Here is a 23017-nt window from a genome sequence, read left to right on the forward strand (position 1 = left end):
GGGGCCCCGGTGCAACGGTGTGTAACCAAACGGTTACGGCGAAGGCGTGCCGCCGTTGACGTTCAGCGTCTCGCCGATCACGTAGCTGGACTCCGGGGAGGCCAGGAAAACGTAAGCGGGGGCAAGCTCGGTCGGCTGTCCGGCGCGGCCCAGCGGAACGCTCTGGCCGAACTCCGGCAGGTCTTCCTTGTTCTGCCCGTCGCTGGGCTGGAGCGGCGTCCAGAACGGACCCGGCGCCACAGCATTCACGCGAATGCCCTTCGGAGCCAGCTGCTGGCCCAGGCCCTTGGTGAAGTTGTTGATCGCAGCCTTGGTGCTGGCGTAGTCCAGCAGGTTCGGCGATGGCTCATAGGCCTGGATGGAGGTGGTGTTGATGATGCTCGAACCGGCCGGCAGGTGCTTCAGCGCAGCCTTGGTCACCCGGAAGAACGAGTAGATGTTCGTCTTGAAGGTGTGGTCCAGCTGCTCGTCAGAGAGATCCTCGAGGTTGTCCACCGCAACCTGCTTGCCGGCGTTGTTGACCAGGATGTCCAGCCCGCCGAGGCCGGCCACGGCATCTTCCACGAGCTGGCTGCAGTACTCGGCGTCCTTCAGGTCACCGGGGAGCTTAACCACCTTGCGGCCGGTCTTCTCGATGACTTCGGCGATGTGCTGCGCGTCCGGTTCCTCTTCGGGGAGGTAGGAGAGGGCGACGTCGGCGCCTTCCCGGGCGAAGGCGATGGCCACGGCCGCGCCGATGCCGGAATCGCCGCCGGTTACGAGCGCCTTGCGGCCCTCCAGCCGTCCGGTGCCCCGGTAGGTGTCCTCGCCGTGGTCCACGTGCGGGGTCATGTCCTTATCGAGTCCCGGCTCGGACTGGTCCTGGACGGGAGGGGCGATGGACGGGTAACGGTCCACCGGGTTCTGGAAGGTGTACTGGTCCGAGTTGTTGCCGTTTGTCATAGAAGTTCCCACTTTCGGTAGGTCAGTCCATTTCGGGCGGTCCGGTCGGGGCCGCCGCAAAAGGCGGTCACTCACGCTTACGTAAGTATGCTTACTACCCTATGCCCGAGGGTCGGTCCGGCTCAAGTTGGGCTGCCCCCAACGACGACGGCGCACCACGGCGGCCGGCACGACGACGCCGCAGCCTGTCCCCGGGCGGACGGCACCACGGCGGCGGGCACGACGACGTCGCAGCCTGTGTCCCCGGGACGGCACGACGGCGGCCGGTACAACGACGCCGCGGCCCGCGCCCCCGGGCGGGCGGCACGACAGCGGCGGGGCCTACGGCGGCGGAGCCTACGCTCCCCGTGCCAGCCGGCGTCGTTCCCCGTCCGGCTGGTCCGGACTCCGGGTCGCCAGCAGCGCCAGGACCGCCATCAGCGCCGAACCGCACATCACCAGGGCCAGCGGCAGGGCGGTGTCCTCCCCCGCGATGCCGGTCAGCGGGGAGACCAGGGCGCCGAAGAAGAACTGTCCGCTGCCCAGTACGGCGGAGCCGCTGCCGGCAGCGAATCCTGCCTCGGCCAGGGCCAGGCTGGTGGTGTTGCCCATGATGAAGCCCACCGAGGAGGCAGCCAGGAAGATCGGCACGGCCAGCAGCAGCGGCGGAACGTCCAGCAGGATCATCAGCAGAAGGACTGCAGAGACACCCAGCAGCACCGGGACGGCGATGCTGACGGTGCGTCGCGGCGGCACCGTCCGGGCCAGGCGGGCGGAAATGAACCCGGCCAGCACCAGACCCAGCGCGTTAATACCGAACGCCACCCCGTACCCGGCCGGGGAAAGGCCCATCAGGTTCTGGTAAATGAACGGTGAGGCGGAGATGTAGCCCATCAGTACGCCGAAGGTGGAGGCGAACAGCACCGCATACCCCACGAACCGGCGTCGGCGCAGCACCGCAGCCAGCCCGCCCAGGAACGGGCCGCTGCTGCGCTTTTCCGGCGGACGGGTCTCCCGGACAACACCGGCCACCCCGGCGAGCATGGCCGCCGCAAGCCCGGCGAGGACCCAGAGCACTCCGCGCCAGCCGATGCTGCCGGCCAGGATGCCGCCCACGGTCGGTGCGAGTACGGGCGCCACGCCGCCAATGGTCATGAGCAGGCTGAAGGTGCGGGCCGCTGACTGCCCGGAGGTCAGGTCCGCCACGACGGCGCGGGCAATCACCACGCCTGCGGAGGCAAACAGGCCCTGGAAAAGCCGGCCGGCAATAAGTACCGGCAGGTTCGGCGCCACGGCACAGACCACGGAGGCCAGGACAAACAGCACGGAGCCGATCAGCAGCGGACGGAACCGCCCGTACCGGTCCGAGAACGGGCCGAAGAACAGCTGTCCGACCGCCATGCCAATCAAGAAGGCCGTGAGGGTGAGCTGGATACCCGTGGCGGTGGCACCCAGTTCGTCCGCCATCTGCGGGAAGGACGGCAGATACAGATCTGTGGCGAACGGGCCCGTGGCCGAAAGCAGTGCCAGGACCAGCAGCAGTCCCGTGGTCATGGCGGCGGGGCCGGTGGAACGGCGAAGGGCGGACATATACGCCATCTTAGGAACAATGCCCGGCCCTGCTCTGGCCGTTACGCCTGCATGACGCGCAGACTACTGGATATCTGGCCAACCTCGGGAAGGAACCCCATGGCTGAGGCACCCCGGAAACGGATTGTTGTTGGTATGGACGGCTCCGAAGAGTCCGTGCAGGCACTGCGGATGGCGGCCCGGCTGGCCGATCTGCTCGGCTGCCGGATTGAGACGCTCATTGTCTGGGAATACCCGGCCATGCTGGCAACGCCGTTTCCCACCACGGAGTTCTCTCCGCGAGTTGAGGCGGAGAATGCGCTGGCCGAGGCCGTGGACGCAGCATTTGCGGACACTGAGGTTCCGGACGGCCTGACCCGGCAGGCAGTGGCCGGACAGCCGGCACGGGTACTGATGGAGGCCAGCCGCGGAGCGGAAATGCTGGTGGTGGGCAACCGCGGACGCGGCGGGTTTGCCGGGCTGCTGCTGGGTTCGGTGAGTACGGCCGTGGCGGCCCATGCCTACTGCCCGGTGCTGATTGCCCGGCCGCACCGGGACTAGCGGCGCGGGGCACCTCCGTGCAGGCGGGCCGGGACAGGCTGGCAGGGGCACCTACGGACCAGGACCGGGGCACCACCCGGACAGGCGCGGGGCACCTCCGTGCAGGCGGGCCCGGACAGGGGCCTGTCCGGGAGCCCCAACCCAAGCCGCTAGCGGTGGGCCGGCACCTTGCGGATCAGGATCCCGGCGCCGACGGCGGCGAGCACCATGGTGATCACGCCGATCAGCGTGGTGACGCTGACGCCTGAATCGAAGGCCACCTGGGCCGAATGCAGCAGCGATGCCGCCTGGTCCGCGGGCAGGTCCTCGGCCACATGCACCGCACCACCCAGGGTTTCGCCGGCGGCAGCACTCTGCTCCGGGCTCAGTCCGCCGGGGACGGAGACGCCGCTGCGGTAGGCGGCGGTGAGGATGCTGCCCAGCACGGCGGTGCCCAGAACGGAGCCGATCTCATAGGCGGTTTCGGAAATGGCCGAGGCTGATCCGGCACGGGAGGGCGGGACGCTGGCCAGGATCAGGTCATTGGAGATGGTTTCGGCCGCACCGACGCCCACGCCAAGCAGCAGGAACGCAACGACCAGCGTCATCACGGTGACGTTCTCCCCGGAGGCGAAGACCAGGCCGTACCCGGCAGCGTTGAACAGCAGCCCGCCGGCCACCACTACGGCCGGGCGGACCCGCTTGACCAGGGGCACCACGGCGAGGCCGGTGATGATGGTCAGCACCAGGCCGGGCAGCATGGTCAGACCGGCCTCGATGGGTGTCTGGCCGACCACTAGTTGCAGGTGCTGGGACAGGAAGAAGATAAAGCCGACCATGGCGAACAGGCTGAGCAGGTTCGCTGCAATGGAGCCGGTGAAGACGGGGTTCTGGAACAGCCGGACATCCAGCATCGGCTTCTCGCGGGAAAGCTGGCGGCGGGCAAAGAGGAAGCCCAGGATCAGACCGGCGGCGATGAACGGCAGGCCGGCACCCGCGCCGTCGTGCGCGAAGGTCTTGATGCCGTAGGTGACCGAGAGCATGGCGGCCATCACCAGGACCACGCCGAGCCGGTCCACGGCTCCGGGGCTGGGATCCTTGGACTCGGGCAGCAGGATCGGCGCGAAGATCAGCAGGGGCAGCAGCACCGGAATGGAAAGCAGGAACACCGAACCCCACCAGAAGTGCTCCAGAAGTACGCCGCCCACAATCGGGCCCAGTGCCGCGCCGCCGGAGAAGCCGGCTGCCCAGATGGCCACGGCGATCCTGCGCTGGGAGGGGTCCACAAAGATGTTGCGGATCAGGGAGAGCGTGGCGGGCATCAGCATGGCACCAAAGACACCCATCAGGGCGCGGGCCACAATCAGCAGCATTGCCGACGGCGCGAAGGCCGCCACCAGGGAGAAGACACCGAAGCCGGCACTGCCGATCATCAGCAGCTTCAGCCGCCCGATCCGGTCCCCCAGACTGCCCATGGGGACCAGCAGTCCGGCCAGGACCAGGGCGTAGATATCCACGATCCACAGCAGTTCGACGCCGGTGGGCGCCAGCGCCTGGGACAGCGACGGGATGGCGAAGCTCAGGACGTTGTTGTCGATGGAGATCAGCAGAACAGGCAGCATCAGGACAGCGAGCCCCCACCATTCGCGCTTACCTGCACGCGTTACTGCGGGCTTTTCCTGGACGGCCAGCACGGCATCCTCCTTCTTGAAACATCAGCATTGTTTTTGGGCACGGGAAAACCCCGACTAGCTACTGTACCGTCTAGACTGTACGGTTCTCAAATTGCCGACTTTCCGGGCCTCGATGGCGTAGCGTAAAAGCATGTCCACCCCTCGTCCCGCCCGGGACCGCATCCTTGACGCCTATGAAGAGCTGCTCATCAATGAAGGTCCCCGCGGCGCCACCCTCGATGCCGTGGTTACCCGCGCCGAAGTCTCCAAGGGAGGCCTGCTCTATCACTTCAAGAACAAGGAAGCGATGGCCGGTGCCCTGATCGAAAAGCTTCGCGAGCTGGCCGCCGCGGACCTGCAGACCATGCGCGAGGATCCGGAAGGGCCGTCACGGTATCTGGTGCGCGGCTCGGTCTACGTGGGCAGCGACCTGGACCGGGCACTGATCGGTGTGGTGCGGCTGGCGCAGGCATCGGATCCGGTGGCCTCGGACCTGCTCAAGGACATCCACCGCAGCTGGTTTGACCTGGTGCAGCAGGAGGTCGGAGACCCTGTCATTTCCCGGGCCATCATGCTCCTGGCGGACGGACTGTATTACAACGAGGGCCTGCCCGGCGGCTGGCCGCAGGATCACCGCAATGACCGTTCCCGCTCCGTGCCCGAACTGCTCGAAGTGGTGGACCTGCTGAAGTCCCACGCCCAGCAGACCAGCGCGTAGCCCCTGGCCAACGCCGCTGCCCCCGGCGTGGCAGGAGGGCATCGCGTTGTGCGCTCTGCCACAGTAGAAGCCATGGAAACCCAACTGAGCACAGCTGACCTTTATGACGAGCGCGGCGAGGAACTGGCCTCCGTGTCGCTGCAGTTCCAGGACCTGGGCGGACACACCGCCTTTACCGGCCCCATCCGCACCGTCCGGTGCCTGGAGGACAACGGGCTGATCAAGTCCCTGCTGAACTCCCCCGGCAACGGTGCCGTCCTGGTGATCGACGGCGCCGGATCACTGAACACCGCACTGATGGGGGACATGATTGCCGCCGCCGCCGTGGAGAACGGCTGGGCCGGCGTCGTTATCAACGGCCCCATCCGTGACCGCACCGCCGTCGCCAAGCTGCCGCTGGGGGTCAAGGCGCTGGGCTCCAACCCGCGCAAGAGCGCCAAGGACTCTGTCGGCGAGGTGGACGTGCCCGTAGAGTTCGGCGGTGTCACCTTCCGTCCCGGCGCGACACTGTTTGCCGACGAGGACGGCATCCTCGTCGAACCCTAGGAGTCCCCGTGGCCAACGTGCTGCTGTTCCACCACGCGCTCGGCCTCACGGCCGGCATGGATGCCTTTGCCGACGTGCTGCGCGAAGCCGGACACACGGTCACGGTGCCCGACCTCTACGACGGCCACGTGTTCGGCGACCTGGAGGAGGGCGTGGCGTATGCCGCCGAAATCGGGATGGATGCCATTGAGGAACTGGGCGTGCAGATTGCCGGCCGTTTTCCGCCGGACATGGTCTACATCGGCTTCTCCCTGGGCGTGATGCCGGCGCAGCGGCTGGCACAGACCCGGCCCGGCGCCCGCGGTGCGGTGCTGGTCAGCGCCTGCCTCCCGCTGGGCACCTATGGCGATACGTGGCCGGCCGGTGTGCCCGTCCAGATCCACGGTATGGACGCGGACCCGTACTTCGCGGAGGAAGGGGACCTGGACGCCGCGGAAAACCTGGCCGCATCCAGCCCGGACGCAGACCTGATCCTCTATATGGGCGCCTCGCACCTGTTCGCGGACATCAGCCAGCCGGACTTTGACATGGATGCCTCCTTCGCCTTCACCCGGATGGTGCTGCAGCTGCTGGACCGGGTGGACGCAAAACCCGCTGACGCGGAACCCCGGGACGCTTAACCCCGGAACGCTTAACCACAGAAGCTGCGGCACCCGCACGGGGCGCCGCAGCTTCTGTGTGTTCAGGGGAGGGGATCCCTACGCGTTCCAGAGTCCGTAGGAGTCCGCCAGCGAGGAGATCTTCTGCGCACGGGCAAGGCGCGGCAGGTAGGAACCGTCGCCCACCACGGCGCCGGCAGCGTGGGCCTCCAGCAGTTCGTGCGCCCAGGTGATTTCGGATTCGCTCGGTGAAAGTCCGCGGTTGATGTAGTCCGTGGCCTCGGGCATCAGGCACAGCTTGCCGGTCATGCCCATGCTCTGGGTGACCTTGCAGGCCTCCAGCAGCGGCTCGCCCACGGCACCCACGGTGGGGCCGTCGATGGGGCCGGGCAGCTGGCCCACACGTGAGGCAACCACCAGCTTGGAGCGGGCGTAGGCCAACGCCATCGGATCATCCGAAGCGCCGGTGTCGCGGCGGAAATCGCCGACGCCGAAGGCCAGCCGGAAGGTGCCGGGAGCACTGGCAATGGCGGTGGCGTTTTCAATGCCAAGTGCAGACTCCACCAGGGCGAGCACCGGGGTGCCGGCCTGCAGCCGCATGGCGGTGTGGGTGACCTGCTCAGGCTTTTCGGTCATCGCGAGCATCACACCGCGCAGGCCCGGGGCCTTGGACAGGGCGGCGAGGTCATCGGCCCAGTAATCGGTTTCGATGCCGTTGACACGCACCCAGGCGGTCATGCCGGTGGACAGTGCCTCCACCACCCGCTCGCGGGCTTCAGCCTTGCCATCCGCAGGCACCGCGTCTTCCATGTCGAAGACCACGGAATCGGCCTCGGACGCCAGCGCCGGCGCAAAGTTCGCTTCATCGGCTGCTGAAGCCAGCAGCCAGGAACGGGAAAGTTTCGCGGGGAGCGCAGCAGCGCGGCTGTTTCGAAATGGGGCCATAAGAAGACACTACTTTCAGGCTTGGCAGTTACTAAAATGCGACGGGCGTCATGTGGCCACCATCACCCGTGTGACCGCGGCCGCCAGGACCCGGTCCCCGGCCGCGGTCACCCGGTCCTAGCTGTTCCGGGCCTCGCCGCGGCGCAGCAGCCGGCCCGCGGGTGCCGCCGGATCCACATCGGCGCCGGCGAGCAGCGTGCGCCGCACAACGCCGGTCAGCCGCTTTCCGGCGTAGGGCGTGATCGGGTTCTTGTGCTGCAGGGCGGCCGGGTCCACGGTGAAGGTGTCCTCCGCGGCGAAGACGGCGAAGTCTGCGTCCTTACCATCGGCAATGGCTCCCTTGTGGTCCAGCCCGGCGAGTTCGGCGGGGGCGGCGGACATCCAGCGCAGCACCTGCTCCAGGCTGATCCCGCGGGTGCGTGCCTCGGTCCAGATCAGGGCCAGGCCCAGCTGCAGCGAGGACACCCCGCCCCAGGCCACGCCAAAGTCGCCGTTCTCCAGGTCCTTCAGGTCCAGGGTGCTGGGCGAATGGTCGGAAACAATGCAGTCAATGGTCCCGTCCGCCAGGCCGGCCCACAGCTGTTCCCGGTTCGCGTCTTCGCGGATGGGCGGGCAGCATTTGAAGGCCGTGGCGCCGTCGGGAATCTCCTCGGCCTTCAGCGTGAGGTAGTGCGGGCAGGTCTCGGCGGTCAGCCGCACGCCGTCGGCCTTGGCCGTGCGGATCAGCGGCAGCGCTTCGGCGGAGGACAGGTGCAGGATGTGCGCCCGGCCGCCGGTGCGCCGGGCCGCGTCAATGACGCCGGCGATGGCGGTGTTTTCCGCGGCCGGCGGGCGGGAGGCGAGGAACCCGGCATACTGTGCTCCGGGCGGGGTGTCCGCGATGGCGGCGGGATCCTCGGCGTGCACAATCAGCAGGGCGTCGAAGGTTTTCAGTTCGGCGAGCGCCGCTTCCATTTCCGCCGGTTCCAGGTGCGGGAACTCGTCCACGCCGGAATGGACCAGGAAGCATTTGAAGCCGAACGCGCCGGCCTCGTGCAGCGGGCGCAGATCCGCTAGGTTGCCGGGCACGGCCCCGCCCCAGAAACCCACGTCCACCGCGGCCTGCGGTGCGGCGACGGCGCGCTTGGTGTCCAGCGCATCCACGCTTACGGTGGGCGGGATGCTGTTCAGCGGCATGTCGATGAGCGTGGTGACCCCGCCCGCTGCGGCGGCACGGGTGGCGGAGGCGAAGCCCTCCCACTCGGTGCGGCCGGGCTCGTTCACGTGTACGTGGGTGTCCACCAGGCCGGGCAGCAGGGTTTCGTCCGCGGCCAGCTCCATCAGCCGGTCCCCTTCGAGTCCGGTGCCCAGGGGTACGACGGCGGCAATCACCCCGCCCCGCACCCCCACTTCGGCGGGAATGGTCCCCTCCGGGGTGAGCACGGCACTGCCGCGGATCACCAGGTCGAAGTGCCCTGCTTCCTGTGCTGACGAAATACCCATCACGAACCCTCCGTTGAAGAAACACCATCCGGTGAGGTGTCACCGGCTACCAAAAAATCCGCCGCCTGCAGGAACGTGCCCGGTGACAGGCCGTCCGCCGGCGCGAAGTACTCCAGCGAGACATCCCCGGCGTAGCCGCGGGCGCGCAGCTCCCGCACCCAGCGGGCCAGGGGCAGGCTGCCGGTGCCGGGGGCGCCACGGCCTGGTGCGTCGGCAATCTGCACATGGCCAAACCGGGCTGCGTCGGCGGCAATCAGCGCGGCCACGTCCTCGCCGTTGACCGCCAGGTGATAGAAGTCCGCAAGCAGCGCCGTGTTCTCCGCCCCGGCGTCGTGCGCCTGCTGCAGGACTGCGGCCGCGTCCGCCGCGGTGCGCAGCGGATAGTCCGGCGCACCGCTGAGCGGTTCCAGCAGCACTGTCCCGCCGAAGGGCGCCACGGCTGCGGCGGCGGCACGCAGGTTCCGCAGTGCTTCCGCGTCCTGCTCCTCCGGGCTGAAGTCCGTGCTGCGGTTCCCGTACAGGGCGTTGAACAGCCGGCAGCCCAGGCGCTTCCCGATCCCGGCCACCACCGCAGCATTGGCCCTGAACTGCGCACCCCGGTCCGGCAGGGACAGCACGCCACGCTCACCGGCGGGCATGTCCCCGCCGTAGAAGTTCAGTGCCCCCAGCTGCACGCCGGCGTCGCGGACGGCTGCTTCGAACTCCCGGACCTGCGCTTCGGCGGGTACCGGCTCCTCGAACGGCCACCAGAATTCCACCGTGCCAAACCCGGCGGCCCGCGCGGCGGCGGGGCGTTCCATCAGCGGCAGTTCGGTGAACAGCGTGGAGCAGTTCACCGAGTACCCGGCCAGCGGGCCGCCGTCGGACGCCGTCATTAACGGCCGCCGAGCAGGACCTGGCGGTTGACGTCCTTGTACAGGAGGTAGCGGAAGTTGGACGGGCCGCCGGCGTAGCAGGCCTGCGGGCAGAAGGCGCGCAAGGACATGTAGTCCCCCTCCTCCACCTCCACCCAGTCCTGGTTCAGCCGGTACACGGCTTTGCCTTCCAGCACGTACAGTCCGTGTTCCATCACGTGGGTTTCCGCGAACGGGATGACGGCGCCGGGTTCGAAAGTCACTACGTTCACGTGCATGTCATAGGCCACGTCATCCACCGGGATCATCCGGGTGGTGCGCCATTTGTTGTCCGTGCCGGGCATCGCGGCGGGTTCAATGTCCTGCTCGTTGCCGAAGACCGGCTGCGGGGTGTGGCCGGCGAGCGGCTGGTAGGCCTTGCGGATCCACTGGAACTTCGCCGGCTCGCCGCCCTCGTTGTAGGCACTCCACAGGGCTTCCGGCGGCAGGTAGGCAAAACCGCCCGGTGTCAGCACGTGGTCCCGGCCGAGCAGCCGGATGGTAAGGGCTCCTTCCAGCACAAACACGAAGGATTCCACCGTCAGTTCCGGTTCCGGGGCGCGGGATCCGCCCCCGGGTGCCACCTCCACCAGGTACTGGGCGAAGGTGGTGGCCCCGCCGGCTACCGGCCGGTTCAGGATCCAGGTGCGGGTGTCCGTCCATTCGGGCAGCACGCTGGTGACAATGTCGCGCAGTACGCCGCGCGGAATCACGGTGTAGGCCTCGGTCACCACGGCGCGTCCGGTGAGCAGCTCGGTCTGACCCGGCAGGCCGCCGGCGGCTGCGTAGTAGCGCGGGGTGTCGGACTGGGGGGTATTCATCTAGCGGACCTTCTTTGGGGTGGGGAATTGGTGCCGGTCAGGACGTGGCGGGGCGGGAAGTGGACGGTGCGGAAGGCGCTGCCGGGACCGCTGCGGCGGCCTTGGGGTGGGCCAGGGCGGCGAGTTCGACGCCGGTCAGCCCGGTGCCGTCCGCCACTTCCGCCTCGGTCAGGGCGCCGCAGAGCAGTCCGCGGTGCACAAACCGGGCCAGTGCGCGGGCGGTGGCCGGTTCATCCAGCACCGTTCCCTCGAGCTTGGCAACGTAGGTGTGCAGCCGGCGGGCGGCGGCGTCGAACCCCTCCCGGTAGAAGGCGTAGGTGGCCAGGAAGCGGGTGAGCAGCTGGGCCGGGTGCAGGTCCCAGCCCTGGTAGAAGCCGCGTTCCAGGGAACGGCGCACCAGCCGGGCGTGCAGCTGCCAGGCGGCGCGGATTTCCTCCGGGGTGCCCAGCGGCAGGATGTTGGTGGAGCCGTCCGAGAGCCGGACGCCGGTGCCGGCAACGGCCACCTGCATCACGGCCTTGGCGTAGTCCGCGGCCGGGTGCTCCATGGACTGGTATTCGGCGGCGATCTGCACCGAATCGCTGTAGTCGTAGGTGCCGTAGTGCAGCGCCGAGATCCGGCCCTTGCCGCGGTGGATCAGCTGGGCCGCCGGCACGGTGCCGTTGGCGGCCAGGATGAGCTGCGGGGTTTCCACCTGCACTTCGAACCGCAGCCGTCCCGGTTCCAGTCCGTGCGCTTCCTCCAGACGTTCGCAGGTGTAGACCATGGCCTCCACCTGCTCCACGGTGGAAACCTTGGGCAGGGTCAGGACCAGGCCCTCCGGCAGCTCCCCCGCCGCGAGCAGGCCGGCCAGGAACAGGTCCAGGGTGCGTACGCCGCGGGCCCGGGTGGCCGCTTCGAAGCACTTGAACCGTATACCCACGAACGGCGGGGCGGTGCCGTCCGCCACCGCGGCAGCGACAGCGGCGGCAGCCTGCCGGGCGTGGGTATCCTCCTCCTCGTCCGGCCGCATCCCGTATCCGTCCTCGAAGTCCAGCCGCAGGTCCTCGATGGGTTCAGTCTGCAGTTTGGCCTCGACCAGGGGCACGACGGCGGCGGCCAGGTCCGCGTCCAACCCCGCCACCTCTGCCAGCTCCGTCAGCGACCCCTGCGCCGCCGCGGCGGCCAGGCCCTCCCGGCCCCAGTGGGCAGGCAGGGCCGGCACGCAGCGGTCGGCGGGAATGTAGACGGTGTGTACGGGCTGCCGGGTACCCGCGTCGCCCGGATAGGCGGCGGCCAGCAGCCGGTCGGTGTCCGCGAGGACGGCGTCCAGCCGGTGCAGGTGGCCGTCACCGAGGACGGGGGCGGGTGCGGGGGCGGTGGAGGGTTTCACGGTTACGGTCCTAGTGGGGGTCGTTTTCGGTGCTGCCGGTGGTGGCCAGCGGGATTTCCTGGCCGTCGGCGTCGAGCAGTTTTCCGTCCTGCATGTGGTCGCCGTCCTTCAGCGCCGCCGGGTCCTCAATGCGCACAATCCGGTTGGAGCCTTCGGCCCAGACCGAGGGATCCTCGGAGTTGCCGGTGCGGATGTGGTTGAAGAGGATGTTCATCAGGATCGCCATGACGGCTGCGGAGCTGATGCCGGAGTGGAAGATGGTGCCGAACCAGGTGGGGAACTCGTCATAGAAGGTGGGCGCGGCAATCGGGATCATGCCGAAGCCAATGGACGTGGCCACGATAATGAAGTTCATGTTGTTGCGGTAGTCCACCTTCGCCAGGGTGCGGATACCGCTGGCCGCCACGGTGCCGAACAGGACAATGCCCGCGCCGCCAAGGACCGGCGTCGGCACCGCTGCCACCACCCGGCCCAGGACCGGAAGCAGGCCCAGGATGACCAGGATCAGACCGCCGGCGCTGACCACAAACCGGCTCTTGACGCCGGTGATGGCCACCAGGCCCACGTTCTGAGCGAAGGCGCTCTGGGTGAAGGAGTTGAACACCGGGGACAGGGCGCTGGAGAGCATGTCCGCGCGCAGGCCGTTGGCGATGCGCTTGGAGTCCACCTTGGTTTCGACAATTTCGCCCACCGCAATGATGTCCGCGGTGGTTTCGGTCAGGGTCACCAGGATCACGATCACCATGGAGATGATGGCCGCGGCCTCAAAGGTCGGCATGCCGAACGCGAAGGGTTCCGGGACGGCGAAGATCGCGCCGCTGCCGACGGCGGAGAAGTCGGCCTTGCCGGTGACGACGGCGAAGACGGTGCCGAGCACAATGGCGATCAGGATGGAGAGCCTGGAGATGGTGGAGTTGCCGAGCTTGCTCAGCAGCAGCACCAGCAGCAGCGTCAGCGCGGCCAGGCCGATGTTCGAGACGCTGCCGTAATCCGGGGCGGCGCTGCTGCCGCCCATGGCCCAGTTCGCGGCCACGGGCATCAGCGTCAGGCCGATGGTGGTGATCACGACGCCGGTGACCACCGGCGGGAAGAAGCGGATCACCTTGGCGAAGACCGGGGTGATCAGCAGGCCGATCAGCGAGGCGACTATCACCGCACCGAACACGGACTGCAGGCCGCCGCCGCCGTCGAGGATGGCGGTCATGGTGGCCACCCCGGCGAAGGACACACCCTGGACCAGGGGCAGCTGGGAGCCGAAGAACGGGATGCCGACGGTCTGCAGCAGGGTGGCCAGGCCGCCCACGAAGAGGCAGGCGGCGACGAGCATGCCGACGTCGGTGGAATCCAGTCCGGCGGCGGTGCCGACGATCAGCGGCGGGGCGATGATGCCGCCGTACATGGTCAGCACATGCTGGAAGCCGTAGGCGAAGGTGCTGCCCAGCGGCAGTTTGGCGTCTTCCGGGCGGGCGGGCGCGCTGCCGGCCGTGGCGGGGCTGTGTTTGCGGCTCATCAGCAGAAACCGCCCACGGTATTCCAGACCGGCGAGTCCGCGACCACGCCTTCGCGCAGCACGGCGGCTTCGATCAGGCCGTAGGGGCGGTCCGCGGCGAAGAAGACCTCGTTGGGGTTGTCCAGGCCGAACGGCGCCAGGTCCACCAGGAAGTGGTGGTTGTTCGGCAGGGAGAGCCGTACTTCGGCGATCTCGGGGTGCGCGGCGATAACGGCCTTGCCCATTTCGAACATGGTCTGCTGCAGCGCCAGGGAATGCGTGTTCGCGAAGGCGTCCAGCAGCAGGGTCCGGGCGGAGGCGTACAGGGCGTTGAAATCCAGTGCGTCCAGGTCCGTGTCCGGGGCGTAGCGCCACTTCGCGGTCACGTCGGTGGCCAGGATCCGGTCGGTGGTTTCGGCCAGCGTGGTGTAGCGGTCCCGGGGGAAGCTGTGGAACTCGGAGCCGGTGGACTTCAGCACGGTCAGGCCGCTGATGCCGGAGACCAGGTGCTGCCGGCCGCCCTCGGAGACGAGCACCGCGGTGCGGATTTCTGACTTGTCCTTGGCGAAGGCGTGGTCATGGTCGCTGATCCGGTTCCAGAAGTACTGTTCAGCCGCCCAGCGGCCGCCGGAAACCCACTCGAAGCCGCCGGTGAAGTGCCGCTCCAGGCGCAGCAGGAACGCCTCGGGCGAGCCGACGCCGTCGCGGGCGAAGGCGTAAATGGTGTTCTTCTGGGTGTCGGTGGCCACCACGTGGGCATTGTCGCCCTCGGTGTGCGCTGCCTCGAAATCACCGTGCAGCTGGCTGGTGACGCTGAGGTCTTCGAGCTGGTGCCGGGCGGTGTCGCGGGTGACCTTCACCAGGCGCACCTCGGCCTTCCCGTACTGGTTGCTGCCGAGGACAATCTGGGCTGCGGTGGTGGCCTGGGTTGTTTCTGTCATGGGTTTAGCTTCCTCGGTAGGTGGAGTAGGCGAAGGGGCTCAGCAGCAGCGGTACGTGATAGTGCTGGGCCGCGTCGGTCAGGGCGAAAGTGAGGGAAACGCTGGGGAAGAAGGTCTCGGTGCCGGTGGCGGCAAAGTAGTCGCCGGTGGCGAAGTCGATCCGGTAGGTGCCGGGGGTGAGCTGTTCCGGGCCCAGGCTGGACACCCGGCCGTCGGCGTCGGTGGTGCCCTCCGCTACCCGGTCCCAGCCGTCTCCGCTGGCGGCCAGGAGGGCGACGGCGACGCCGGCGGCTGGCCGGCCGGCGCCGGTGTCCAGGATGTGGGTGGTGACGTGGCTGCGGGTCATGGGTGTAGCAGTCCTTCCAGACGCAGAATGGCTATTTCGCGCAGCTGGGCTGCGATGACGGGGACTTCCTCCGCGGGTGTGTGCCCGAGCCGCTCCTGCAGGGCGGCCAGGATTTCCTCGGCGCTGCGGCCGGCGGCGCGGATCAGGAAGACCTGGCCGAACTTCTCCTCGTAGGCGCGGTTGCCGGCCAGCAGCCGGTCCTGCACATCCTCGAGTCCGCTGACGGAGGCCTGCTCGCTGCGGGAGAAGCGGGCTTCAGTGCCGGAACCTGCCGGGCGCTCGCCGATCCGGGGATGGTGCGCCAGCGCTGCTTCGATTTCCGCCTCGGTGAAGTCCGGGGCGGCCAGTTCGGCGAAGCTGAGCAGTTCTCCGGCGGTGGCGAACGGGCGGGCTGCGGCTACCTCGTTGCACCAGCGCGGGATGTCCACACAGGGGCGCAGCATGGCTTCGGCATCGGCCCTCCGGGCGGCGTTGAACGCGGTAAGGAAGTCCGGGGCGGCGTCGTCGGGGCGGAGTTCTGAGGGCACGGGTGTCAGCTTTCAGGTAGAGCTCGTCCGTTGCCGGCGCTGAACACCCTTGACCATCGGCGGCGCCGACTTGATTCGATGTTTCCTGCAAACGGAATTGATATGCCGGTCAGTCTGGGTGAGGTACGTCATATCTGTCAAGAAACATGTCATTCCGGCGGAATAAAACTGATTTATGTTTCCCGCCGGTAAATTCCGCGGTAACCGTGCGTCTTTTTCCGGGAGAGTATTGCGCCAGCGCCCTTCTCTCCGTGACAATCCCCGGCTTCCGGCACACCTTCCTGTCCCCTCCGACCGGCCGGCCCCGCACCTTCCCACCCACTGATGCCAGTGGTGCTGGAGTGGTCCCACTGGGCAACACCAGCCCCACTTGGTGGGACCCTGTGCGGCGCGGCCCCCAGCACCGGCCGCAGCACCGGCCGCACCCGCCGCACAAAGGCACACCCCGCCCGGTTACCCGGCCATCATCCGCCGGGCCGCCGCGGTGTGCCGGGCAATCAGCTCCGGCAGGTCGACGCCGGGCAGCTGCCCGTCGACTACGCGCCAGGCACCGCCGACCATCACCCGGTCCGCGCGGTCCGCGCCGCAGAGCAGCAGGGCCGAGAGCGGATCGTGGCTGCCGGAGAAGCGCAGGTCATCCAGCCGGAACATCGCCAGGTCCGCCTGCCGGCCCGGCGCCAGTTCGCCCACATCCTTCCGCCCCAGGGCACGCGCTGATCCCTTGGTGGCCCAGCCCAGCGCACGTTCGGGCGTGATGGCTTCGGCGCCGTAGCGCAGCCGCTGCAGATACAGGGCCTGCCGCGCCTCCAGGATCAGGTTCGAAGCGTCGTTGGAAGCCGAGCCGTCCACGCCCAGCCCCACCGGGGCGCCTGCGTCCTCCAGCTCCGCCATCCGGCCAATGCCGCTGGCCAGGCGCATGTTCGACGTCGGACAGTGGGCAACGGCGGTGCCTGCCGCGCCCAGCCGGGCAACCTCGTCGTCGTTGAAATGCACGCCGTGTGCCAGCCAGGTCCGGTCCCCCAGCCAGCCGACGCTCTCCAGATAATCCACCGTCCGCAGCCCGAACATCTCCAGGCAGAAGGCTTCCTCGTCCATGGTTTCGGCCAGGTGGGTGTGCAGCCGGACGTCCTGTTCCTCGGCAAGCGCGGCGCTGTCGCGCATGATCTCCCGGGTCACCGAGAACGGCGAACAGGGGGCCAGCCCAATCTGGATCACGGCGCCGTCACCGCGTTCGTGATAGTCCCGGATCAGCCGCCGGCTGTCCTCAAGGATCACATCCGGAGCCTGGACCGTGTGCTGCGGCGGCAGGCCGCCGTCGTCCTCCCCCAGGGTCATGGAGCCGCGGGTGAGCATGGCCCGCATGCCCAGTTTCCGCACCACGTCCACCTGCACGTCAATGCCGTCCTCGAGCCCGTCGGGGAAGAGGTAGTGGTGGTCCGCGGCGGTGGTGCAGCCGGACAGCAGCAGTTCGGACAGCGCTACGGTGGTGGCCAGTTCCAGGTCCGCCGGGGTCAGCCTGGCCCACACCGGATACAGGTTCTTCAGCCAGGGGAACAGCGGGGTGTTCACCACCGGCGCCCAGGCCCGGGTGAGGGTTTGGTAGAAGTGGTGGTGCGTGTTGATCAGCCCCGGCAGCAGCACGTGGCCGGACGCGTCAAAGACCTCGGAGCAGGGCGCGGACGGGGTTTGCCCGGCTGCCAGCACCTCGGCGATGATCCCGTTCTCGATCACCAGGCCGCCGGCGGCATCCAGTCCGTTGGCGGTGAAGGCGGCCAGCGGGTTCCTGATCCAAAGGCGGGCGCGGGGTGAATCGGGTACGACGGCGGCGGGTGCGACGGCGGTGGGCGCTGAGGCGGGCGTGGAAGCGTTCATCGAACATCCTTGGGCAGACAGACCCCTCCCGGGGCCAGCTCAGTGGGCTTGTCTGCTGATCCAAGAGGCCGGTTCCGCATTCCGGTCCGCGCAGGCGGCGGGCCGGACAATCCGTGCGCCGGTGGCCTGACCGTCCGCACGGCCCCACCCTACCCAGATGACGGGGCCATCCCGGAAAATGTGAAGCAAACGACTGTGCCGCCCCTTCCCGCACCGGACGTCCCGGTCCAAGCAGTGTCCGGTACAGCAGGCTCCCGGGCGGGCGGGGCGAGGCGGCCGGGTGACCGTACGCGTCATAACCGGCGGGGTGTCCCGCGTGCCGGGACACCGTGGTAGGCTTCCGTGCAATTACCGGAGCAATTGCGGCATTCATCGTTTCCCGGCGGTGCCGGAATATGCATTCTTTTCCGCCTGCAGGGCGGATCAATGCGCGCCGTAATATGTTTCGCTTTTAGTCATTGTTTTGCGGATTTAAGGCCCCTGCCCGGTTCTCCCGGCAGGGGGAACTCACCGCTTTGGTTACTGGGTTAGCCGGTGGCGGTTGCCGCCGGCAGGTGTTGCTGGAGGGTAGGCCGCAGTGTTGGACATGCTCAATGCGCTGGCATCCGCCACGGCGGACGGTGCCCCATGCGCGGTGGCGACCATTGTGCGGGCGTCCGGCTCCGTGCCCCGCCCGGTCGGCACCTCCATGCTCATCAGCGGAACCGGAGAGATCACCGGTTCCCTTTCCGGCGGTTGCGTTGAGGCCGCCGTCGTCACCGCCGCCGAAGAGGTCCTCGCCGCGGGCCGTGCCCGGGTGGAGGCCTTCGGCTACAGCGATGCCGATGCCTTCGCCGTCGGCCTCAGCTGCGGCGGCACCCTGGAGGTCCTGATCCAGCCCGTCGCCGCCGGCACCTTTCCCCTTATCCCCGGCCCCGACGCCCCCTGTGCCCTGATCCGGCGGATCGACGCCGCAGCATCCGACGGCGGAACGGCTGCCCCGTTGCTTGTCGCCGACCCGGCCGGTGCCACCGATGCCGGTCTCCTCGCCGCCCACGGCGCGGCCCTGACCGCGATGCTGGCCATGGATCCCGCGCGTGCCGCCGCCCGGATCGCCCCGCTTATCGCGGCCGGACGGACCGGCGTCGTCGAACTGGACGGCCCGGGCCTGGACGGTCCGGGCCTGGGCGGACCGGGACTCAGCGGGCCGAAAACGGGCGCACCGGCGGACGGCGCATCGGCGAACAGCACACCGGCGCACGCCGGCCCGGGCGCTGCGTGCGAGCCCGGTGGCCCCGTCCTGTTCCTCGAATCCCGGCTCGCGCCGCCGCGGCTGATCCTGATCGGCGCCAATGATTTCTCCGCCGCGCTGGCCCGGCAGGGCCGGCTGCTGGGCTATCACGTGACCATCTGCGACGCCCGGCGCGCGTTCACCACCCCGGACCGGTTCCCCGCGGCGCACCATGTACAGGTGCAGTGGCCGGATCAGTACCTGCGCCGCGAAGCCGCAGGCGGGAACCTGGATGCCCGGACCGTGGTGTGCGTGCTCAGCCATGACGCCAAGTTTGATGTCCCGGTGCTGGCCGAGGCCCTGCGGGGCAACCTCGCCTATGTGGGGGCCATGGGATCCCGGCGCAGCCACGAACAGCGGATGGCCGCCCTGCGCGCCGCGGGCCTGACCGCCCGCGACCTGGAGAAGCTGCACTCCCCCATCGGGCTGGACATCGGCGCCGCCACACCGGAGGAAACCGCCCTGTCCGTCTTCGCCGAAATTGTTGCCGCCCGCTCCGGGGCTGCCGCCAGCGGGCAGCCGCTGCGGACCCGCAGCGGGCCCATCCATCCGTACAACCGACTTCACGCCAGCTAAGGGACCCCTATGGACATGCCTACCGTTTCCGACGTCATCCGTACCGCGGATCCGCAGCAGTGGCGCCCCGGGGATGCCTGGATGGCCGGCGGCACGGTGCTGTTCTCCTACGGATCGGACACGCTGGCCCGGCTGCTGGATATCACCGCCGCCGGCTGGGAATCCCTGACGGTGTCCGAGGACGGCCTGGAGATCGCCGCCACCTGCACCATCGCCGAGCTGTTCGCCTTCCCCGACGCCGCCCCGGCCGCGGCCCGGGAGCAGTGGCCGGCTTTGGGCCTGATTCCGCTGTGCTGTGATTCCTTTGTCGCCTCCTTTAAGGTCTGGAATGTTTCCACCGTGGGCGGGAACATCTGCACCGGCCTGCCCGCCGGACCCATGACGTCGCTGACCACGGCACTGGACGGCGTCGCACTGGTCCACTCCCCGGACGGCACCTCGCGCCGGCTGCCCGTGACCGAGCTGGTCATCGGCGACGGCCGCACCGCGCTGGCTCCGGGCGAACTGCTGCGCAGCGTCACCCTGCCCGCGTCCGCCCTGCGGGCCCGCACCGCGTTCCGGCGGCTGTCCCTGACCAACCTTGGCCGCTCCGGGGTGCTGGTGATCGGCCGGCTGGATGAGGACGGCACGTTTGTCCTGACCGTCACCGCCGCCACCAAGCGTCCGGTCCAGCTGCGGTTCGCCGCCGTGCCCACCCGGGCCGAGCTGCGCGCCGAGCTGGACCGCAGCATCGACGCCGCGCTCTGGCACGACGATGTGCACGGCCTGCCCGAATGGCGGCACTACATGACGGACCGGCTGGCCGAGGAAATCCGCGCCGAACTCGCCGCTCCGGCGCCCCCCGCTGCTTCCGCGCCGGCTCCCCCCGCTGCTTCCGCTTCCGCCAACACCCCTGCCCCGAAGGAGGGTTCCCTGTGACCTACCGGATCAATGACGCCGAGGTGGAGGCCACCCCCTTCCCCGGCCAGTGCCTGCGCACCTTCCTGCGCGAACAGGGCAACCTGGGAGTCAAAAAGGGCTGCGACGCCGGGGACTGCGGCGCCTGCACCGTGCACGTTGACGGCAAACCCGTGCACAGCTGCCTCTACCCCGCGGTGCGCGCCGAGGGCCGGGAAATCACCACCATTGAAGGCCTGGCCGGTGAGGACGGGCTGCACCCGATGCAGCAGCAGTTCCTGGACGCCCAGGGCTTCCAGTGCGGCTTCTGCACCGCCGGCATGGTGATGACCGCCGCCACCTTCGACGAGGAACAGAAGGCCAACCTGCCGCGGAACCTCAAGGGCAACCTGTGCCGCTGCACCGGCTACCGCGCCATCGGGGACGCGGTCTGCGGGCACCGGCATGTGGACGTGCCCGACGACGGCGCCCCGGCTCCGGAGGACGGCGCCGCCGCGGCCAGCACCCCCGCGCCGCGCACCGTCGGCACCAGCGTGCCGGCCCCGGCCGGCCCGGACATTGTCACCGGCCGCGCCCGCTACACCATGGACGTTCGGGCAGCCGAGCTGCCCGGGCTGCTGCACATGAAGATCCTGCGTTCCCCGCACGCGCACGCCCGGATTGTTGCCATCGATGCGAGCGCTGCCCTGGCCGTGCCCGGTGTCGAAGCGGTGCTCACGCACGAGGACGCCCCGGACCAGCTCTTCTCCACTGCCCAGCACGAACTGCACACCGACGATCCCGACGACACCCGGATCCTGGACACCGTGGTGCGTTTCCGCGGCCAGCGGGTGGCCGCCGTCGTCGCCGCATCGGTGGGTGCTGCCGCGGAAGGCGTGCGCGCACTGAAGGTCGAGTACGAACTGCTGCCCGCCGTGCTGGACACCGACGCCGCACTGGCCGACGGCGCACCCGAGGTCCACCCCGGCACGGCGGGGAACATCGTGGCGGAACTGCATTCGGAGCTCGGCGACGCGGAGGCCGGGCTCGCGGCAGCCGCCGTCGTGCACGAGAACACCTACGTCAGCCAGCGGCTGCAGCACGTGGCAATGGAAACGCACGGCTCCATCGCGTCCTTTGATGACAAGGGACGCCTGGTGGTGCGCACCTCCACGCAGGTTCCGTTCCTGATCCGCCGCGCGCTGTGCCGGGTATTCGGCCTGAAGCCGGCTTCGGTGCGGGTGCTCACCGGCCGGGTGGGCGGCGGGTTCGGCGGCAAGCAGGAAATGCTCACCGAGGACATTGTGGCCCTGGCAGCCCTGAAGCTGAACCGGCCGGTACAGCTGGAACTGACCCGCGAGGAACAGTTCACCGCCACCACCACCCGGCACCCCTTTGCCGTGCACGTCCGCGCCGGCGCCGCAGCGGACGGCACCCTGACCGCCCTTGCGGTGGACGTCACGGCGAACACCGGGGCCTACGGCAACCACGCGCCCGGCGTGATGTTCCATGGCTGCGGGGAATCCGTGGCTGTGTATAAATGCGACAACAAAAAGGTGGACGCCCGCTCGGTCTACACCAACACGCTGCCCTCCGGTGCCTTCCGCGGCTACGGGTTGAGCCAGATGATCTACGCCATCGAATCCGCCATGGACGAGCTGGCCCGCGGGCTGGGCATGGATCCGCTGGAATTCCGCCGCCGCAACGTGGTGGCCAAGGGCGATGACATGGTTTCCACCGCCCCCGAACCGGCCGAGGACGTGCACTACGGCAGCTACGGGCTGGACCAGTGCATTGACCTGGTCTCCGGCGCGCTGGCCGAGGGACGGCAGCGGCCGGAAACCTCCGGGGCGCAATTGCCCGCGGCATCGGAGCTTTCCGGCGACGGCGGGGCGGACGACGGCGGGGCGGACGGCGGCGGGTTCGCTCCCGTCGTGGACGACGGCGGGGCTGACGACGTCGACGGCTGGCTGATTGGCGAGGGCACCGCCGTCGCCATGATCGACACCGTGCCGCCGCGCGGACACATCAGCCACGCAAAGATCTCCCTGCAGGAGGACGGCCGGTACGGACTGGACGTGGGCACCTCGGAGTTCGGCAACGGCACCACCACCGTGCACACGCAGCTGGCCTCCACCGCACTGCATACCACCGCGGACCGGATCGTGATCCGGCAGTCGGACACCGATCTGGTGGACCACGACACCGGCGCCTACGGCTCTACCGGCACCGTGGTGGCGGGCAAGGCCTCGCTGGCTGCCGCGCAGGAACTGGCCACCCTGCTCAAAGGCTTTGCGGCGTCCCTGTTTTCCAACACCTCGGCCCAGGTGCAGCTGCTGGCCGACTGTGTGGAGTGCGACGGCGAACGGATCCCGCTGGCCGACGTCGCCGCCCGCGCCAGGGCCGAGGAGATCGACCTGTCCGCCGAGGGCCGCTGGGGCGGCACGCCGCGCTCGGTGGCCTTCAATGTGCAGGGCTTCCGGGTGGCGGTCCACGCGGGCACCGGCGAGCTGCGGATCCTGCAGAGCGTGCATGCCGCGGACGCCGGCGTCGTGATGAACCCGGTGCAGTGCCGCGGCCAGATTGAGGGCGGCATTGCCCAGGCACTGGGAGCTGCACTGTATGAGGAGGTGCGAATTGACGCCGAGGGTACGGTGGAAACCCGGATCCTGCGCCAGTACCACATCCCCACGTTCGCCGATGTGCCGCGCACGGAGGTCTTCTTCGCGGAAACCGATGATGCGCTGGGGCCGATGGGCGCCAAGTCCATGAGCGAGAGCCCGTTCAACCCGGTGGCTCCCGCCCTGGCCAACGCCCTGCGGGACGCCACGGGGATCCGGTTCGCCCGGCTGCCGTTTGCCCGGGACACCATCTACCTGGGCATGCGGGCGGCCCGGGAGGATTCCGGCGATGTACACGGCGACGCCCAGGCCGCCGGGAACCTGGCCGCCGGGCTGCGCGAACGGGACGCTCCGGCTCCGGCGGTGTAGGGCTGCCGGCGCGCCGGGCCGCGCCCCGGCGGCAGGCCGGTGGGTGCGGCT

Annotated in this window: 20 protein-coding genes; 7 read left to right on the plus strand and 13 right to left on the minus strand. The window is 69.0% G+C overall.

The genetic code is table 11. The features are described 5' to 3' along the window. Window positions 1-33: 33 nt before the first annotated feature. Entirely contained in the window at window positions 34-942 is a 909-nt protein-coding gene (locus MUK71_RS14840; RefSeq protein WP_227902852.1) for an SDR family oxidoreductase, read from the minus strand. A 336-nt stretch (window positions 943-1278) separates the two neighbouring features. Beyond that, the gene (locus tag MUK71_RS14845; RefSeq protein ID WP_227928397.1) at window positions 1279-2511 is read right to left on the minus strand and encodes a multidrug effflux MFS transporter; all 1233 of its coding nucleotides are present in this window, start codon (window positions 2509-2511) and stop codon (window positions 1279-1281) included. A gap of 99 nt (window positions 2512-2610) precedes the next feature. Here MUK71_RS14845 and MUK71_RS14850 point away from each other — a divergent pair, with 99 nt between their 5' ends. Next, window positions 2611-3051 carry a universal stress protein gene (locus MUK71_RS14850; RefSeq protein ID WP_227928396.1) on the plus strand — a complete coding sequence of 147 codons (441 nt, stop codon included), beginning with the start codon at window positions 2611-2613 and terminating at the stop codon, window positions 3049-3051. A 149-nt stretch (window positions 3052-3200) separates the two neighbouring features. Here the strand turns inward: MUK71_RS14850 and MUK71_RS14855 are convergent, their stop codons facing one another. Continuing rightward, on the minus strand, window positions 3201-4724 hold the full coding sequence (locus MUK71_RS14855) for an MFS transporter (protein ID WP_227902855.1): 1524 nt from the start codon (window positions 4722-4724) through the stop codon (window positions 3201-3203). Window positions 4725-4854: 130 nt separating this feature from the next. Here MUK71_RS14855 and MUK71_RS14860 point away from each other — a divergent pair, with 130 nt between their 5' ends. The 3 genes from MUK71_RS14860 to MUK71_RS14870 all read left to right on the plus strand — a co-directional run bounded on the left by MUK71_RS14860 (window position 4855) and on the right by MUK71_RS14870 (window position 6587). After that, complete coding sequence (locus MUK71_RS14860) at window positions 4855-5421, plus strand: TetR/AcrR family transcriptional regulator (protein ID WP_227928395.1); 567 nt, start codon at window positions 4855-4857, stop codon at window positions 5419-5421. Window positions 5422-5493: 72 nt separating this feature from the next. Beyond that, window positions 5494-5967, plus strand: a complete 474-nt coding sequence (gene rraA, locus MUK71_RS14865) for a ribonuclease E activity regulator RraA (protein WP_227928394.1) — start codon at window positions 5494-5496, stop codon at window positions 5965-5967. Between the two features lie 8 nt (window positions 5968-5975). Then, a complete protein-coding gene (locus MUK71_RS14870; protein ID WP_227928393.1) occupies window positions 5976-6587 on the plus strand; it encodes a dienelactone hydrolase family protein in 612 nt (203 codons plus the stop codon). Between the two features lie 78 nt (window positions 6588-6665). Here the strand turns inward: MUK71_RS14870 and MUK71_RS14875 are convergent, their stop codons facing one another. The 10 genes from MUK71_RS14875 to MUK71_RS14920 form a co-directional block, all read right to left on the minus strand. Then, window positions 6666-7511, minus strand: a complete 846-nt coding sequence (locus MUK71_RS14875; RefSeq protein ID WP_227902858.1) for an HpcH/HpaI aldolase/citrate lyase family protein — start codon at window positions 7509-7511, stop codon at window positions 6666-6668. A gap of 117 nt (window positions 7512-7628) precedes the next feature. Further along, window positions 7629-8993, minus strand: a complete 1365-nt coding sequence (gene allB, locus MUK71_RS14880; RefSeq protein ID WP_227928392.1) for an allantoinase AllB — start codon at window positions 8991-8993, stop codon at window positions 7629-7631. Beyond that, window positions 8993-9868: a hydroxypyruvate isomerase family protein gene (locus MUK71_RS14885; protein WP_227928391.1), complete on the minus strand. Its 876-nt coding sequence runs from the start codon at window positions 9866-9868 to the stop codon at window positions 8993-8995. Before MUK71_RS14885 ends, allB begins: the two co-directional genes overlap by 1 nt. Next, window positions 9868-10707 carry a bifunctional allantoicase/(S)-ureidoglycine aminohydrolase gene (locus MUK71_RS14890; protein WP_227902861.1) on the minus strand — a complete coding sequence of 280 codons (840 nt, stop codon included), beginning with the start codon at window positions 10705-10707 and terminating at the stop codon, window positions 9868-9870. Before MUK71_RS14890 ends, MUK71_RS14885 begins: the two co-directional genes overlap by 1 nt. A gap of 37 nt (window positions 10708-10744) precedes the next feature. Continuing rightward, window positions 10745-12079, minus strand: coding sequence for a DUF6986 family protein (locus MUK71_RS14895; RefSeq protein WP_227928390.1), 1335 nt, complete (start codon window positions 12077-12079; stop codon window positions 10745-10747). Window positions 12080-12089: 10 nt separating this feature from the next. After that, entirely contained in the window at window positions 12090-13589 is a 1500-nt protein-coding gene (locus MUK71_RS14900) for a nucleobase:cation symporter-2 family protein (protein WP_227928389.1), read from the minus strand. Next, window positions 13589-14509 carry a factor-independent urate hydroxylase gene (gene pucL, locus MUK71_RS14905; protein ID WP_227902864.1) on the minus strand — a complete coding sequence of 307 codons (921 nt, stop codon included), beginning with the start codon at window positions 14507-14509 and terminating at the stop codon, window positions 13589-13591. The genes MUK71_RS14900 and pucL overlap by 1 nt, the downstream gene beginning before the upstream one ends. Before the next feature lie 4 nt (window positions 14510-14513). Next, on the minus strand, window positions 14514-14855 hold the full coding sequence (gene uraH / locus MUK71_RS14910; protein ID WP_227928388.1) for a hydroxyisourate hydrolase: 342 nt from the start codon (window positions 14853-14855) through the stop codon (window positions 14514-14516). Beyond that, window positions 14852-15382, minus strand: coding sequence for a 2-oxo-4-hydroxy-4-carboxy-5-ureidoimidazoline decarboxylase (gene uraD, locus MUK71_RS14915; protein ID WP_227902866.1), 531 nt, complete (start codon window positions 15380-15382; stop codon window positions 14852-14854). The genes uraH and uraD overlap by 4 nt, the downstream gene beginning before the upstream one ends. 453 nt (window positions 15383-15835) lie before the next feature. Beyond that, window positions 15836-17254 (minus strand): 8-oxoguanine deaminase, encoded by a 1419-nt coding sequence (locus MUK71_RS14920; protein ID WP_227928387.1) that lies wholly within the window; start codon window positions 17252-17254, stop codon window positions 15836-15838. 586 nt (window positions 17255-17840) lie between these two features. On the opposite strand from MUK71_RS14920, the gene MUK71_RS14925 reads away from it, so the two are divergent. From MUK71_RS14925 to MUK71_RS14935, 3 genes are read left to right on the plus strand one after another with little or no spacing between them, the layout of a single operon-like run. After that, complete coding sequence (locus MUK71_RS14925; RefSeq protein WP_227928508.1) at window positions 17841-19100, plus strand: XdhC family protein; 1260 nt, start codon at window positions 17841-17843, stop codon at window positions 19098-19100. A 9-nt stretch (window positions 19101-19109) separates the two neighbouring features. Further along, on the plus strand, window positions 19110-20018 hold the full coding sequence (locus tag MUK71_RS14930; protein WP_227928386.1) for an FAD binding domain-containing protein: 909 nt from the start codon (window positions 19110-19112) through the stop codon (window positions 20016-20018). Continuing rightward, window positions 20015-22966: a molybdopterin-dependent oxidoreductase gene (locus tag MUK71_RS14935; protein WP_227928385.1), complete on the plus strand. Its 2952-nt coding sequence runs from the start codon at window positions 20015-20017 to the stop codon at window positions 22964-22966. The genes MUK71_RS14930 and MUK71_RS14935 overlap by 4 nt, the downstream gene beginning before the upstream one ends. Window positions 22967-23017: the final 51 nt, after the last annotated feature.

Origin of the sequence: Arthrobacter zhangbolii (genome assembly GCF_022869865.1) — a bacterium.
Lineage (GTDB): Bacteria > Actinomycetota > Actinomycetes > Actinomycetales > Micrococcaceae > Arthrobacter_B > Arthrobacter_B zhangbolii.